The 14,437-nt window shown below is 59.7% G+C and carries 11 protein-coding genes and 1 tRNA gene; 11 read left to right on the top strand and 1 reads right to left on the bottom strand.

Features of this window, described 5'->3' with window-relative positions:
* Positions 1-140 precede the first annotated feature (140 nt).
* The 9 genes from pepN (at position 141) to ACRWA7_RS20565 (ending at position 10,878) form a co-directional block, all read left to right on the top strand.
* Positions 141-2,852 (top strand): aminopeptidase N, encoded by a 2,712-nt coding sequence (gene pepN, locus ACRWA7_RS20605; protein WP_438395782.1) that lies wholly within the window; start codon positions 141-143, stop codon positions 2,850-2,852.
* A gap of 150 nt (positions 2,853-3,002) precedes the next feature.
* On the top strand, positions 3,003-4,028 hold the full coding sequence (locus ACRWA7_RS20600; protein ID WP_438395781.1) for a class 1 fructose-bisphosphatase: 1,026 nt from the start codon (positions 3,003-3,005) through the stop codon (positions 4,026-4,028).
* 53 nt (positions 4,029-4,081) lie between these two features.
* Positions 4,082-4,157: transfer RNA gene (locus ACRWA7_RS20595), tRNA-Thr, on the top strand.
* A gap of 248 nt (positions 4,158-4,405) precedes the next feature.
* Positions 4,406-4,726 (top strand): YtcA family lipoprotein, encoded by a 321-nt coding sequence (locus ACRWA7_RS20590; protein ID WP_438395780.1) that lies wholly within the window; start codon positions 4,406-4,408, stop codon positions 4,724-4,726.
* A complete protein-coding gene (mdtN, locus tag ACRWA7_RS20585; RefSeq protein WP_438395779.1) occupies positions 4,723-5,772 on the top strand; it encodes a multidrug transporter subunit MdtN in 1,050 nt (349 codons plus the stop codon). The genes ACRWA7_RS20590 and mdtN overlap by 4 nt, the downstream gene beginning before the upstream one ends.
* Positions 5,753-7,771: an FUSC family protein gene (locus tag ACRWA7_RS20580; RefSeq protein ID WP_438395777.1), complete on the top strand. Its 2,019-nt coding sequence runs from the start codon at positions 5,753-5,755 to the stop codon at positions 7,769-7,771. The genes mdtN and ACRWA7_RS20580 overlap by 20 nt, the downstream gene beginning before the upstream one ends.
* Complete coding sequence (locus ACRWA7_RS20575; protein WP_438395775.1) at positions 7,758-9,311, top strand: TolC family protein; 1,554 nt, start codon at positions 7,758-7,760, stop codon at positions 9,309-9,311. Before ACRWA7_RS20580 ends, ACRWA7_RS20575 begins: the two co-directional genes overlap by 14 nt.
* A 618-nt stretch (positions 9,312-9,929) precedes the next feature.
* On the top strand, positions 9,930-10,076 hold the full coding sequence (locus ACRWA7_RS20570) for a hypothetical protein (protein ID WP_167353895.1): 147 nt from the start codon (positions 9,930-9,932) through the stop codon (positions 10,074-10,076).
* Between the two features lie 193 nt (positions 10,077-10,269).
* On the top strand, positions 10,270-10,878 hold the full coding sequence (locus tag ACRWA7_RS20565) for a chorismate mutase (RefSeq protein ID WP_438395773.1): 609 nt from the start codon (positions 10,270-10,272) through the stop codon (positions 10,876-10,878).
* Between the two features lie 10 nt (positions 10,879-10,888).
* Here ACRWA7_RS20565 and ACRWA7_RS20560 read toward each other — a convergent pair whose 3' ends face one another.
* Positions 10,889-12,046 (bottom strand): exonuclease domain-containing protein, encoded by a 1,158-nt coding sequence (locus ACRWA7_RS20560; protein WP_438395771.1) that lies wholly within the window; start codon positions 12,044-12,046, stop codon positions 10,889-10,891.
* 318 nt (positions 12,047-12,364) lie between these two features.
* Between ACRWA7_RS20560 and ACRWA7_RS20555 the strand changes: the two genes are divergently transcribed.
* Together ACRWA7_RS20555 and ACRWA7_RS20550 are read left to right on the top strand one after the other, a co-directional pair.
* Positions 12,365-12,652, top strand: a complete 288-nt coding sequence (locus tag ACRWA7_RS20555) for a hypothetical protein (protein WP_244163912.1) — start codon at positions 12,365-12,367, stop codon at positions 12,650-12,652.
* 566 nt (positions 12,653-13,218) lie between these two features.
* Positions 13,219-14,373, top strand: a complete 1,155-nt coding sequence (locus ACRWA7_RS20550; protein WP_060817130.1) for a porin — start codon at positions 13,219-13,221, stop codon at positions 14,371-14,373.
* The last annotated feature ends 64 nt before the right edge of the window (positions 14,374-14,437 follow it).

Raw genomic sequence — 14,437 nt, 5'->3', positions numbered from 1 at the left:
TTGAAGTTCGGGGAATAGGCTATCCGGCCAACCCCGAATCGAGCCCACGTTCTCCCGAGCCTTTGTACAATGATCCGATACAAGGCCGCCTCGATTCACTTAAAAGCCGAGGCACCGCTCCCAACCCAATTCGAACCGACATGTCCAACTCGACCGCACCCGCCGTAATCCGCCGCGCCGACTACACGCCGCCCGCATTCCTGATCGACACCGTCGCGCTCGAGTTCGACCTCGTGCCGGAGCGGACCGTGGTCCGCAACACCATGCGCATGCGCCGCAATCCGCACGTCGCCGCGGCGGCCACGCTCGAACTGATGGGCGAGCAGATGGAATTGCTCGGCGCAACGCTCGACGGCCGCCCGCATGCTGACGTGCGTGTAAATGAGAACGGTTTGACGATAAGCAATATTCCAGACTCGTTCGAATTGACCATCGAAAGCGTGTGCAACCCGGCCGCCAACACCACGTTGTCCGGGCTGTATGTATCGAGCGGCAACTTTTTTACGCAATGCGAGGCCGAAGGGTTCCGCCGCATCACCTATTTTCTCGATCGCCCGGACGTCATGTCCACCTACACGGTCACGCTGTGCGCCGACAAGGCGGCGTATCCCGTGTTGTTGTCGAACGGCAACCTGATTGAAGAAGGCGACCTCGAAGACGGCCGGCACTTTGCCCGCTGGGAAGATCCGTTCAAGAAACCGAGTTATCTGTTCGCGCTGGTCGCGGGCTCGCTCGTCAAACTCGAGCAACGCATGAAAACCGGCTCGGGCAAGGAAAAACTGCTGCAGGTCTGGGTCGAGCCGCACGACCTCGACAAAACCCAGCACGCCATGGATTCGCTGGTTCATTCCATTGAATGGGACGAGCGGCGCTTCGGACTGGAACTGGATCTGGACCGATTCATGATTGTCGCTGTGAGCGACTTCAACATGGGCGCGATGGAAAACAAGGGCTTGAACATTTTCAACACGAAATACGTGCTGGCCAACCCGGAAACGGCGACCGACGTCGATTTCGGCAATATTGAAGCGGTTGTCGGTCATGAGTACTTCCATAACTGGACCGGCAATCGCGTGACGTGCCGCGACTGGTTCCAGTTGAGCCTGAAGGAAGGCCTGACCGTCTTCCGCGACCAGGAATTTTCCGCCGATATGGCCGCCGGCGTCGAACCGGGCGCCGCGAGCGACGCGGCGCGCGCGACCAAGCGTATTGACGACGTACGCGTGTTGCGCCAGATGCAGTTCGCCGAAGACGCAGGCCCCATGGCGCATCCGGTACGGCCGGAAAGCTACGTCGAGATCAACAACTTCTACACGATGACCGTCTACGAGAAGGGCTCCGAAGTCGTGCGCATGTACCAGACGCTGCTCGGGCGCGACGGCTTCCGGCGCGGCATGGATCTCTACTTCCAGCGCCACGACGGCCAGGCCGTGACGTGCGACGACTTCCGCTACGCCATGGCGGACGCCAATGGCCGCGACTTCTCCCAGTTCGAGCGCTGGTATAGCCAGGCGGGAACGCCGCGCGTCACGGTGCGCACCGAATACGACGCGGCAGCGAGGCGTTACTCGTTGACGCTCAAGCAAGGTTACGGCGAGGCGTCGGAGGCCGCGCGCGCGACGCAAAAAGGTCCGTTGCTGATTCCCTTCTCGGTCGGTCTGATCGGCAAGGACGGCGCCGATCTCCCGTTGAAGCTCGAAGGGGAACACGAAGCGCAAGGCACGACGCGCGTGCTGGAATTCACCGAGCCGGAGCAAACCTTCGTTTTCACCGACGTCGCCAGCGAGCCGCTGCCTTCGCTGCTGCGTAATTTTTCGGCGCCGGTGGTGGTCGAGTACGACTACACGAATGAACAGCTTGCTTTCTTGCTGGCTAACGACAGCGACCCGTTCAACCGATGGGAAGCCGGACAGCGCCTTGCCACACGCGAATTGCTGACGCTGGCCGATCGTGCATCGAAGGGCGAGGCACTCGCGCTGGACGACCAGGTGATCTCCGCGTTCGCGCACGTGCTGGACGACACAACACTCACGCCCGCATTCCGGGAACTCGCGCTGATGTTGCCGTCGGAGGGATATCTGGCCGAGCAGATGGCGGTTTCCGACCCGGCGGCGGTCCACGCGGCGCGCGTGTTCGTGAGCAAACGTCTGGCAACGGGGCTGCGCGATCGCTGGCTCGCCGCGTATGAAGCGAACCGGACGCCGGGCGAATATCGGGCCACGCCGGACGACGCAGGCAAGCGCGGCTTGAAAAACCTCGCCCTCGCCTATCTGAGCCAGCTCGACGAGCCTGCGCGCGCCATCGAACTTGCAAGCGCGCAGTACGACGCGGCGAACAACATGACGGACCGGTCTGCGGCGTTGTTCGCTTTGCTGACGGCGGGTGCATCGGGCACCGTCGACACAACCGTCGCCGACGCCGCGCTCAGCGACTTCTACACGCGATTCGAGAACGAGCCGCTTGTCATCGACAAATGGTTCTCGCTCCAGGCCACGCAGCGCGGCGGCCCAGCGCGCAATGTGCTCGATATCGTGCGCAAGCTCATGCGCCATCCGGCGTTCACGCTGAAAAACCCAAATCGCGCGCGCTCGCTGATTTTCAGCTTCTGCGGCGCCAACCCGGCGCAATTTCATGCCGCCGACGGTTCGGGTTATGCCTTCTGGGCAGAACAGGTCATTGCACTGGACGCAATGAACCCGCAGGTCGCGGCGCGCCTCGCCCGCACGCTCGAACAATGGCGCCGATACACGCCCGCCTTGCGCGAGAAGGCGCATGCGGCGCTGGAACAGGTGGCGTCGAAGGTCAAGTCGCGAGATGTCCGGGAGATTGTGGAAAAAGCGCTCGGTCAATAATTCACAACGGCCAGCTTCTTCCCTGAAACCGGCGCTTCGGCGCCGGTTTTTTCTTCTATCGGACGCGCTCGGTTTTTGTGACATCAAGACACACAATCCGAGCAGGTAGAATCTGGGGCATTCGTCTTAACGCTCCCGGAGCCCAACGCAATGTCGACCCCTTCATCGATTTCCCGTCGCACCACGCTCACCAAATTATTGATCGAGCAGCAGCGCGAACATCAAAACCTCCCCGCCGACCTGCGTTTGTTGATCGAAGTCGTTGCGCGCGCGTGCAAGCAGATCAGCTATCAGGTCAGCAAGGGCGCATTGGGCGAAGCGCTGGGCACGGCCGGCAGCGAGAACGTCCAGGGCGAAGTGCAAAAGAAACTCGACATTCTGTCGAACGAAATCCTGCTCGAAGCCAACGAATGGGGTGGCAATCTCGCGGCAATGGCGTCGGAGGAAATGGAAAAAATCTTCCCGATCCCGAATCGCTATCCGAAAGGCAATTATTTGCTCACGTTCGATCCGCTCGATGGCTCGTCCAACATCGACGTGAACGTGTCTATTGGGACCATCTTCTCCGTGCTGCGATGCCCCGACGGCATGGAGCCGAGCGAAGAAGCGTTCATGCAGCCGGGTTCGGCGCAAGTGGCAGCCGGCTATGCCGTCTATGGTCCGCAAACCGTGTTCGTGCTGACCACCGGTTATGGCGTCAACTGCTTCACGCTCGACCGCGAATTGGGTTCGTGGGTGCTCACGCAAAGCAACATGCAGATTCCCGCTGAGACACGCGAGTACGCAATCAACGCGTCGAACAGCCGTCACTGGTATGCGCCGGTTCAGAAGTACGTGAACGAGCTGAACGAAGGCAAGGACGGTCCGCGCAAGGAAGATTTCAACATGCGCTGGATTGCGTCGATGGTCGCCGACGTGCATCGCATCCTGAACCGCGGCGGCGTCTTCATGTATCCCGCCGACAAACGTACGCCCGATCGTCCGGGCAAGCTGCGCCTGATGTACGAAGCGAATCCGATGGCGTTTATTGTCGAGCAGGCAGGCGGCGCCGCGACCGATGGCGAGCAACGCATTCTGGATATTGTTCCGACCAGCCTGCATCAGCGCGTCCCTGTCTTCCTGGGATCGAAGAACGAGGTTGAGCGCGTCACGCGTTATCACGCGGAAAAGAATTGATCCGGGGTCTTGCCAAACTCGGCGCAACGTCCTTATAATCTCGTTTCTCTGATGCCGGAATAGCTCAGACGGTAGAGCAGCGCATTCGTAATGCGAAGGTCGGGGGTTCGATTCCTCTTTCCGGCACCAAACAGAATCAAGCAAAAAGCTCAGTCTTCGGACTGGGCTTTTTGTTTTTGCGGCGACCATTTGACTCTCGCACGAGAAAGGCAATCTCCCTAAGCGACATCTCATAATTTCTAATTGCCGTACGTTTTGCGCCAATATGTAATAAGAGTTGTGCGATAGCGGAATGTGTCGAAATGCATGTGCCGCGCTGGTAAAGTGCCCTTGATTTTCATGGCCTTCATGGATTTCCCACAGTTCACCACGCCGCAATGCCGCTCAAGCCAAATCAAACAAGCTCCCGCGACCTGATCTCGCACCGCACGCGGTATCTTTCGGCCATCTCGACTGTCCCCTTCGCGTTGCAGGGATGCACGCTGCGTGGCGCACCGTCGTATGAGATTTTCGGCGCCTATTTTCCGCTCTGGTTGTTGGGCGCGCTGATCGGCCTTGCCGGCGCGCTGATCGCTCATCGGATATTCGTTTCAACCGGATACGCGCAGATCGTTCCGTTTCAGCTTTTTGTCTGCATGTCCATCGGCCTCACGGTCGCCGTGCTTTTCTGGCTCTCGGGAACAGGACAGCTTTTATGAAAATGGCCGGCAAGCGCCAAACCTCACTCATGGGCCGCGTGATCGCGGGTGTGATCGTTGCATTCGGCCTTGCGGCCTTGTATTACGCATATGACCGGACAACCCGGTTTCCATCGACGGATGACGCGACGATCGATGCCGACGTGGTTCACGTCGCTTCGTCAGTGGGCGGCAAGATTGTCAGGCTGGCTGTGACAGACAACCAGCGGGTCACAAAAGGCGATGTACTCTTCGAGATCGATCCGGCTCCGTTTCGCCTCCTCGTCGCGCAGACCCAGGCCGACCTCGATCTCGCTCGCGCAATGCTCATCACGCGGCGCAAGACGATTGTCGGCGAGCGTGCGAATGCGAATATTGCAGGGGATCAATCCGGGAAGGCCGCGCGCAACTATGAACTGACGTCGCGAAGTGTGCAGCGGCTTGCGCCGCTCGTGGCCAAAGGCTACGTCCCGATCCAGCAGTTCGACCAGGCGCAGGTCGCACAACGCGACGCCGCGCTGTCCCTGAAACAGGCACAAGAACAAAAGCTTGCGACCTCGCAAACTATCGGCGACGAGGCCGGCGAAGTCGCCATCGTGCGTGCGCGCGAGGCCGCGCTCGCGATCGCCCAGCACAGCCTCGACTCGAGCATCGTGCGCGCACCGACCAACGGTTTTGTCACGGGCCTCTCCGTGCTCGCGGGAGAAACGGTCGCGCCGAGCCAGTCGATCTTCACGCTCGTCAACGCGGACGAATGGTTTGCCGTCGCGAACTTCCGCGAAACGGAACTCGCCCGGATCCAGCCCGGCGATTGCGCAACCGTCTATTCGATGATCGACCGAAGCCAGGCGATCCGCGGCAAAGTAATCGGCATCGGCGCGGGCGTTTCCGATTCGGACCGGATCAATCTGCCTCGCACCCTCCCCATCGTGCAGCAGTCGGTGAACTGGGTGCGTGTCGCCCAACGCTTCCCCGTACGGGTGCGTCTGGAAGAGCCAGCCGCCCGGCTGGTGCGGATCGGCGCAAGTGCAATAGTCGAGGTCCGGCATGGCGCGGCCTGCCGGTGATCTTGTCCGGCCAGGCGCCGCCGACCTCCTGAAACTGCTTGCGCCCTTTCCGGGACGAGCGGCGATCACGTTCCGCGTCGCGCTGATCTGCGCCCTGACGGTGTTCGTGACCAGCGCGTACGGCACCATGGAAGCGGCTATCTCGGCCTATGTCGTGTTCTTCCTGACCCTGCCCGATCGCGTGTTGAGCGTGGTGCAGAGCGTGGCGATGCTGGTGCTGGTCACCACGTTCATCGGAATCATTTTGATTGTGTCCATGTTTGCGCTCAACGACCCGGTCTGGCGGGTTGCGTGCATCGCGGGATTATCGTTCGGACTGCTGTTCGTGACATCGGCGAGCAAGCTGCGGCCGGTGGGCGCGATCCTCGCCATGATCGTCGGCTTTTTGCTGGACGAACTCGGCAGCGTGCCGTTTGGCGAAGTGGCGACGCGCGCGCTGCTCTACGCCTGGTTGATGGTTGCAATTCCGTTCGGGATATCGGTTTGCGTCAACATGCTGCTTGCTCCGTCGCCGCGGCGGCTTGCCGGTCAGGAACTGGCGAAGCGCCTGCGACTCGCAGCACGCAGCCTCGCCGAGCCGGAAGCGACACGCGACGCGCTTACCGCCTGCCTGCGCGAGGGCGATGCAAAGATCGGCACATGGTTGAAGCTTTCGGTGCTCGAAGGCTCGACGGCGCGCGCGGATGCCGCGGCGCTCAAACAAGCGGTGTCGTCGACGCTCGCCATTCTGGTTGCTGCTGATCTGGCCGTCCGCGAACCGTCGAGCCGGCTGCCGGCGTCGTTTGCTGGCCCGATCATGGAGACGCTGGAGAATATGGCCCGCATGCTGGAAGCGGGCGGTTATCCAGTCGACATAGAACTCAACCTGCCCGACGCGACAGGGCTCTCGCCGCTGGCACGCATCGTCGCCGGGGATTTGCAGCGCGCGATTACCCGCTTTACCGTGATTGAAGAAGTTGAAGAAGTCCAAGAATCGAAGGCGGCAGTTGACGCAGCAACTCCGCCGGCTGCCGAAAAGGCCGGTGGGTTCTTTCTGCCCGACGCGTTCACGAACCCCGACCATGTCCGCTATGCATTGAAGACCACTGCGGCAGCCATGTTCTGCTATTTGCTCTATACGCAAATCAACTGGCCCGGCATTCACACCTGCTTTATCACTGTCTATATGGTGTCGCTCGGCACGACCGCCGAAACCGTCGAGAAAATGATGCTGCGGATTACCGGATGCCTGATAGGCGCGGTGCTTGGCACGGCCGCGATCGTTTTCGTGATGCCTGTGACCACGTCCGTCACCGGATTGATGGCGATCGTGTTCCTTGGGACATGGCTTGCCGCCTGGATCGCATTCGGTTCGCCGCGCATCGCTTATGCGGGATTCCAGATCGCCCTGGTGTTTTTCATGTGCGTGATCCAGGGCGCGGCGCCCGCGTTCGACCTGACCATAGCGCGTGACCGCACGATAGGAATTCTGATCGGCAACGTGGTCGTCTACCTCGTCTTCACTCGCGTGTGGCCCGTGAGCGTCGCCGCGCGCGTGGACGAGGGAATCGCCTCGCTGCAACGGCAGTGGGCGCAGATTGCGCGGCTGGCCCAACCCAGCACGCTGCGCGCGCAGGCCGCGAGCGCCATGGCGCAGCGCGGCGCACTGGAACAAGATCTCGCGCTGATGCATTACGAACCGTCATGGGTTCGCCCGGATTCGCAGTGGATCGCGCAACGCCGTTCCGCGCTCGCTAGGCTCGGCGCGCTTGAAGGACCGATGTTCCTGCTCGCCGAAAGGCAACCGGACGATACCGCCATCGACGAATGGATCAGGCGGCTCGATCCAGGTGCGCCGGACGAAACCACTACCACCGCGACGCAGCCACCTTTGCCGGAAGCATCAAACAACGAGGCACACGCCGCGTTGCTGAATCTCGGTAATGCACGCCTCATCCAACTCGAACACGCCGCGCCCGATGACGCCGCGAAGGGCATCACGATTCATGCGCCGGCTTAAGCCCACTTTCGCCCTGACGATATTGGCCGCAGCGGGATTGGCCGGCTGCGCCACGTCGTCTCTCGACATGGCGCCGGACAGTCCCGACCGGCCCTGGCAACCGCAAACGGACGCAGCCGGCGCCATCGTGCCGGGTCCGGCGTCGGCGTCAACTTCAGCGTCGGCCCATGGTTACCAACTGCCCGCGAATCCCGCGTTCGCTGCCGTGCCGCCTCCGCCGGCGCTTTTACAATCGCACGCGTACGGGCTGGCCGAACTGATCGACCTGGCGGAATCGGAGAATCCGCTCACTCGCATCGCGTGGAACGACGCGCGTAATGCGGCGCTCGCGGCAGGCATTGCGAAAAGCGCCTACCTTCCGCAATTGTCGGTTGCGGCAATGGGGCAGTACGCGGGCGCCCAAAGGCCGAATTCATCCTTGCTCGGTGACTCGTCAGCCAGTGGATCGGGACATGGCGCGACCTCGGTGTTGTCTCTGCAATGGCTTCTGTTCGACTTCGGCGGACGCGCCGCGCGCGTCGAGGCTGCATCGCAGGGATCGGTGGTGGCGAACATCGGCTTCACCGCGGTTCATCAGCAGGTGATCTTCGACGTCAGCGTCGCGTTCTATGCATATCAGGCCGCGCGCGCCCGTATTGTCACAACGCGGCAAGGGCTCGATAACGCCGACGCCATCCTCGCCGCGGCGCAGGCGCGCTACAAGCACGGCATTGGTACGGTGATCGAAGTAGCGCAGGCCAATCAGAACCGCGCGCAGGCGAAGCTCGCGCTGGTCCAGGCGCAGGGCGCCGAAAGCAACAGCTATCTGGCGCTCATCTCCGCCATGGGAATTTCTCCGCTGTCCAAACCCGTGATCGCCGAGATGCCGACGCGGACCCTGCCCTCGCCGGCGAATGATTCGATCGAGCGGATCGTATCGGACGCCATTGCCCGGCGGCCTGACGTGTTGAGCGCTTACGCCGCCGAGCGCATCAATCTGGCGAAGGTGAAATCGGCCGAGTCGGAATTCATGCCAAAGGTTTTTCTCTCGGCGAACGGCGCATACAACACCGGCAGTTCCTCCATATCGGCCGTTCCAGGCATCGGTCAGCAGTTGCCGACCGTGAACCTGAGCGGCGGGCGTTATGGCGGCAGCGTGATCGTCGGCGTAACCATACCGCTGTACGACGGCGGCTTGCGCTCGGCAGTACTCGCGCAGGCGCGCAACGATGCCGACAGTGCATCGACACGCCTTGCCCGGAGCCGCGAGGAAGCGGTCCGGCAAATCGTCACCGCCCAGAACGCGCTGCAAACGAGCCTTGCCGCCCACGCCGCCGCCAAGGATTTGCTGGCCGCCGCGCAGACAACCTACGACGCCGCGTTCGATGCATACGAGCAAGGCGTCGGCTCTGTCACCGACGCCTTGCTCGCGCAAAATCAATTGCTGGCGGCGAACAATGCGGACTCGGACAGCTACAGCGGGGCGTTGTCCGCTGCGGCTGCGCTTGCGCTCGCCACGGGCTCAGTCGATTCGATACCCGCACAGTCAGCCTGGCGGTGAGCAATTTGGAGCTTCGAAACCGGCGAAGTGCCGTTTCTCCGTTACGTTCAGCGTCGTGAACTTAAAGTGATGCTTTAAGCTCGCGACTTTAATTCCGTGTGAAAACAAACATTTTTGCGTCGCTCGGCCGATGTTTCGGATTTATCCAATTTGCCAACACGCGCTTGTATGCGCTGTGTACGCTTCCAGACATATAGGTGAGAAAAAGTTTTTTAAAAGTTAATAAATCGGTCAACCGCGCAGAAATACTGCCGTTATCAATATTAGAAGAGCGCGTTATGCGACAGTTTGCGCCATGCCGCACCGCGCGTTTGGCGCATCCAGTGAACGTTGAAACGGCTTGCGAAATATTTGCCGCAAAGCAGCATGGCAATCGGCAATAAAGGGATCGTGATGAATTGTGGTTAATGCCGCGCTGATTTAGAAGCGTCCATGAAACGATGGAATTGCGTGATCGGGGAAACGCAAAGTGGGCTATTAACTGTGACATGCTTAAGTCACGCCATTGGTGTTCCGTTAAAGCAACAAAGGAACCGGGAAAAGTTCCAACCGCGCATTCGACGCTAGCGCGAAGCCAGAGTCGAGATTGATAATCGACCTATACAAGGAGAGCAAGTGATGGACGCCAAGCCGACCAAAATCCCGGCACCCGACAAGGTGCAATGTCCTGATCAAGAACCGATCGCAGTCGAATTTCTCGCGGAACTGCCGGAACATGTCCGGGCCTTTTTCGACGAACAGCGCAACCTGTGCGATTCGAAGTAATTGATGAAATTCGCCGCATGTGCCAGGCATATGCAGGCTTCGTGCAGACCTCAAACGGGTTGCGGCTTCTGCACGTCTGAACTACACGGCATCTCTTTTCGGCGACGCCGTGTTGCCGCGCGCGCGTCGCACGTGAAAACTTCTCCAAACACCATGGGTTAAGCTGCAGCTCTTTGCACGCTACCGGTCCCTCATGTTTTCCACTTTCATCTTGCGCTCGCTGAGAGCCGCCGCGTTTGTGGCCATGTTCGCTGCAATCATTGCGATTTTTCCATCGACTGTTCTTGCCGACGGCGACGATACGCCGCTCACGAATCTCATCGCGCTGTCGTCGCAACGGCTTGCCCTGGCCGAACCGGTCGCGCGCTGGAAGTGGGCGCATCACGTGCCCATTACCGATGAACCTCGCGAATCCGCGCTATTGGCAAACATAAATAGCCGCGCGAAAGCCGCCGGAATCGATCCAGCGTTCGCACAGGTCTTCTTTCGTGATCAGATCGAGGCAAGCAAGGACGTGCAGAACGCGCTATTCGATAACTGGCGCAAGTCGCAGCCACCAGAAGGCACGCCGCCGGATCTCGCCCGCGATACGCGGCCGCAACTCGATCGCGTGACGAATTCGTTGCTTGGCGCGCTGGCTCGCGTAGAGCCTTTGCGTCACACCGATGACTGTCCTTTACGGCTCGCCGGCAGCATCGCGCGCTGGAAACACCTGACGCGATACGACTCCGCCCAGAACGCACCGCTTGCCCGCGCGCTGTCGCACGTCTGCGCTTCGGGAGGTATTGGCGCCGTCGGTTGATCGAACTGCGTCAGGCGGACTCGATATTCGTCAGCAAGGCCGCGCCGAGCGGAATGACCTTCAATCCGCGCGACAAGCGCTCGCCGAGAATCCGGTAAGTCGACAGTTCGAAACTCGCGAGCGAACCGGTTGACATGACCGACGAACCCAGGCGCGCGGCTTCGTCGAGCGATGTTGCCGTGCCAAGGAATTGCCAGCCATCCACGACATGCCAGACGCGCGCGCCCGTCGCGGCGTCCGCCTCTTCAATAGCAATGGCCCCGGCATAGCGCCAGGGCGCACCGCGCGGATCGTCGCGACGTGCCTTCGATACACGGTTGTGCGCCGGATTGAGCCGTGCGATCGAGCGCCCTTCTTCGAGCATCGCCCCGATTTCGCCGCCCGTCGCGGTCCACTCCACGCGCCTGACGAGTCCGGCAAGCCGCTGCTCCTTCGCTGACCGTTTCACGCCCGACAAATGCGCGCGCACCCGCTGACGCAAACGCACGCTTCGCCCTATATATAAGGGCACGTCGTTCTCGCCATAGAACACATAGACGCCGCAACCCGCTGGAATCCGCTCGATCGTGTCTTCATCTATATCGCCTGCCAGCCGGAAACGCCGCGTCACCTGTTCTATATGGCCGCGAAGAATGTCCGCGGAATGCGCGCTGTGCAGGTGCTGCCAGAACTGCCAGAGCAGATCGGCGTCGGCGAGTGCGCGATGGCGGGCGAACGGCACGAGCGCGTGCCGCTCGATCAGCGCATCAAGACCATGACGGCGCTCGGCCGGATAGATCGCGCGCGACAACTGCACCGTGCACAGCACGTCTGGCTGGAACTTGATGCCGGTGCGCTTGAATTCGCTGCGCAAAAAACCGTGGTCGAAGCGCGCGTTGTGCGCAACGAACAACCTGCCGTCGAGACGCGCGAGCAAATCCTGCGCGATGACATCGAAAGTCGGCGCATCGCGCACCATCGAATCGCTGATGCCGGTGAGTTGCTGGATAAAGAACGGAATGGGCTGCTGCGGATTAACGAGTGAACTCCACTGCGTCACGCCGGACGGTCCTACTTCAACCACGCCAATTTCAGTAATACGATGAACCCCGAGGCTGCCGCCCGTTGTTTCCAGATCGACAAAAACCAGCGGTTCGGCGCAGGCGAGAGACGGAACGATTGAGAGCAAGGCTGCGGGCCACTAAAAAAGAAATGGGCGCGAAGGCCGGGAAGCCGATACGCGCATGGATTCAGTGAAACGATCGTCCATTTTAGCTCACGGCCGAACCGCCACATAATCCGCTAAGTCCGGCTATCGCGTCGGAAAGCCGAAAGGGCAATTGATCGCAACAATTGCGGCTTTAGAAGGTGAAGCTTATGAATCGGAATTATTTACTTCGAATGTAACCGTGTTTATCCAATCGTAAGCGTTTACGAGTCTTGTTACCGAAGCGGTGTCTCGGCATCATAAACGTGTACCGCAAACACTTTTTAAGGAGGTCATGCTGTGACGACCGAACTCAAAAGCATGTTTTCGTGGATCAGGACTTTTGTAGTGCCGTTGCCCGCAGAAGGACGAGCCGAAATGGATAAATCGCCTCTGGCCGATTTCGATCCACGAGGTTTCCATCCGGTTTGGCATGGCGATCATTGGCAAAATCTGTTGTCGTCGCCAATGGACGCCCGTCATTACGTGATGGAAGACTGGACGATAGCAAGCCCACCAGTCTTTGATAATGCCGACACCGCCGATAAGCAGGAACAAGCGGAAGGGGATATGGAGCCTGCGTATTAGGCATTAGGCCACTAATTAGATAACGTCTGAAGCCGATCGCACGCGTGATTTGCTTTGGACGAAAAAAAAAGCGCGACTTGGAAGTCGCGCTGACAAGGTTTGGAGATCTTTTCCGTCAACGAAAAAGTCTGCTTTGGAAAGCAGCGATTTAAGTATAGCGGTGCATCAAGGAGTAATCATCCACAGTTCTGGCAATCATCTATTGCTGATCCGTCAACAATCGGCAATTCGGATTATTGGCGTTGTATTTTAACGATTAAACTTGTAGCAATTGCGCAACGTCATTCTGTTGACACCTGCCTCTCGCCCTTCCTAATCCCTCGCAAAGCCTTGCCAGTCAAGCCTTCGACAAGCTTTTCCCATCATTGCCGATAGCAGAATACTTTATTGCGGAAATCGGAATGCCATCGCTGTAACGCCGTCTTTACACTTCGTCTGGTCCGGAAACGACTGTGTCAATTCATTGCCACATGAAATCACCCGACAGCGCCTCTCGCAGCGCGTCGGAGTGAAGGTTTCCTTCAAGCCTGGGTTGTCAGACCCAAACTGCTCTCGGAGTTACAAAGATGAAGAAGACTCTTATGGTCGCCGCCCTGACGGGCGTATTTGCAACCGCTGCTCACGCACAAAGCAGCGTCACGCTGTACGGTTTGATCGACGCCGGCCTGACGTACACGAACAACCAAGGCGGCCAACACAACTTCAAGATGACGAGCGGCTCGGTGAACGGCAGCCGTTGGGGCCTGCGCGGCGCTGAAGACCTCGGTGGTGGCCTGAAGGCGATCTTCACGTTGGAAAACGGCTTCAGCATTGCTAACGGCACGCTGGGTCAAGGTGGTCGCGAGTTCGGCCGTCAAGCATTCGTTGGTCTGTCGAGCACGCAATACGGTGCTGTGACCCTCGGTCGTCAATATGACTCCGTGGTCGATTACCTCGGCCCGTTGGCTCTGACCGGCACGCAGTACGGTGGTACGCAGTTCGCACACCCGTTCGACAACGACAACCTCGACAACTCGTTCCGCGTGAACAACTCGGTCAAGTACCAAAGCGCGAACTACGCTGGCTTCAAGTTCGGCGCTCAGTACGGCTTCTCGAACCAGGCTGCTGGTTTCGCGAACAACCGCGCATACAGCGTTGGCGCATCGTATAACTACGGTCCGTTGAACATTGCTGCTGCTTACTTGCAACTGAACAACGACACGACTGGCGCCAACGTCAACACGGCTCTGTCGAACAGCGGCGGTGCAGTTGCTGGCGACAACACGTTCGTGGCTGGCACGCAGCGCACGTACGGTGCTGGCTTGAACTACGCGTTCGGCCCGGCAACGGTTGGCTTCGTGTTCACGCAAACGAAGCTTGAAGATGCAATCGGCATCGCTGGCGGCGCAATCGGCACGACCAACGGCATTCAGACCGGCAACTACATTCGCTTCAACAACTACGAAGTGAATGGCCGTTACGCACTGACCCCGGCACTGAGCCTGGCTGGCGAGTACACCTACACGGACGCACGTATCGATGGTCAGAAGCCGTCGTTCCATCAGTTCGCCCTGCAAACGGCTTACTCGCTGTCCAAGCGCACTGACGTGTACCTGCAAGGCGAATACGTCCACGCAATCGACCTCGACGGCACGGGCCTTGGCGCTCCGATCACCGGCGTAGGCATGTCGTCGACCCCGAATCAAGTGTCGGCAACGGTTGGCATTCGTCACCGCTTCTAAGCTTTGATTCAGGTAGTACCGATATGAAAAAAGCGCCGCTTGCGGCGCTTTTTTTCGTTCCGGG

The sequence above is a fragment of the Caballeronia sp. DA-9 genome, from assembly GCF_051615025.1.
Taxonomy (GTDB): Bacteria; Pseudomonadota; Gammaproteobacteria; order Burkholderiales; family Burkholderiaceae; genus Caballeronia; species Caballeronia sordidicola.
The sequence above is the reverse complement of the archived record's forward strand: the minus strand, read 5'-3'. Positions and strand labels throughout refer to the sequence as shown.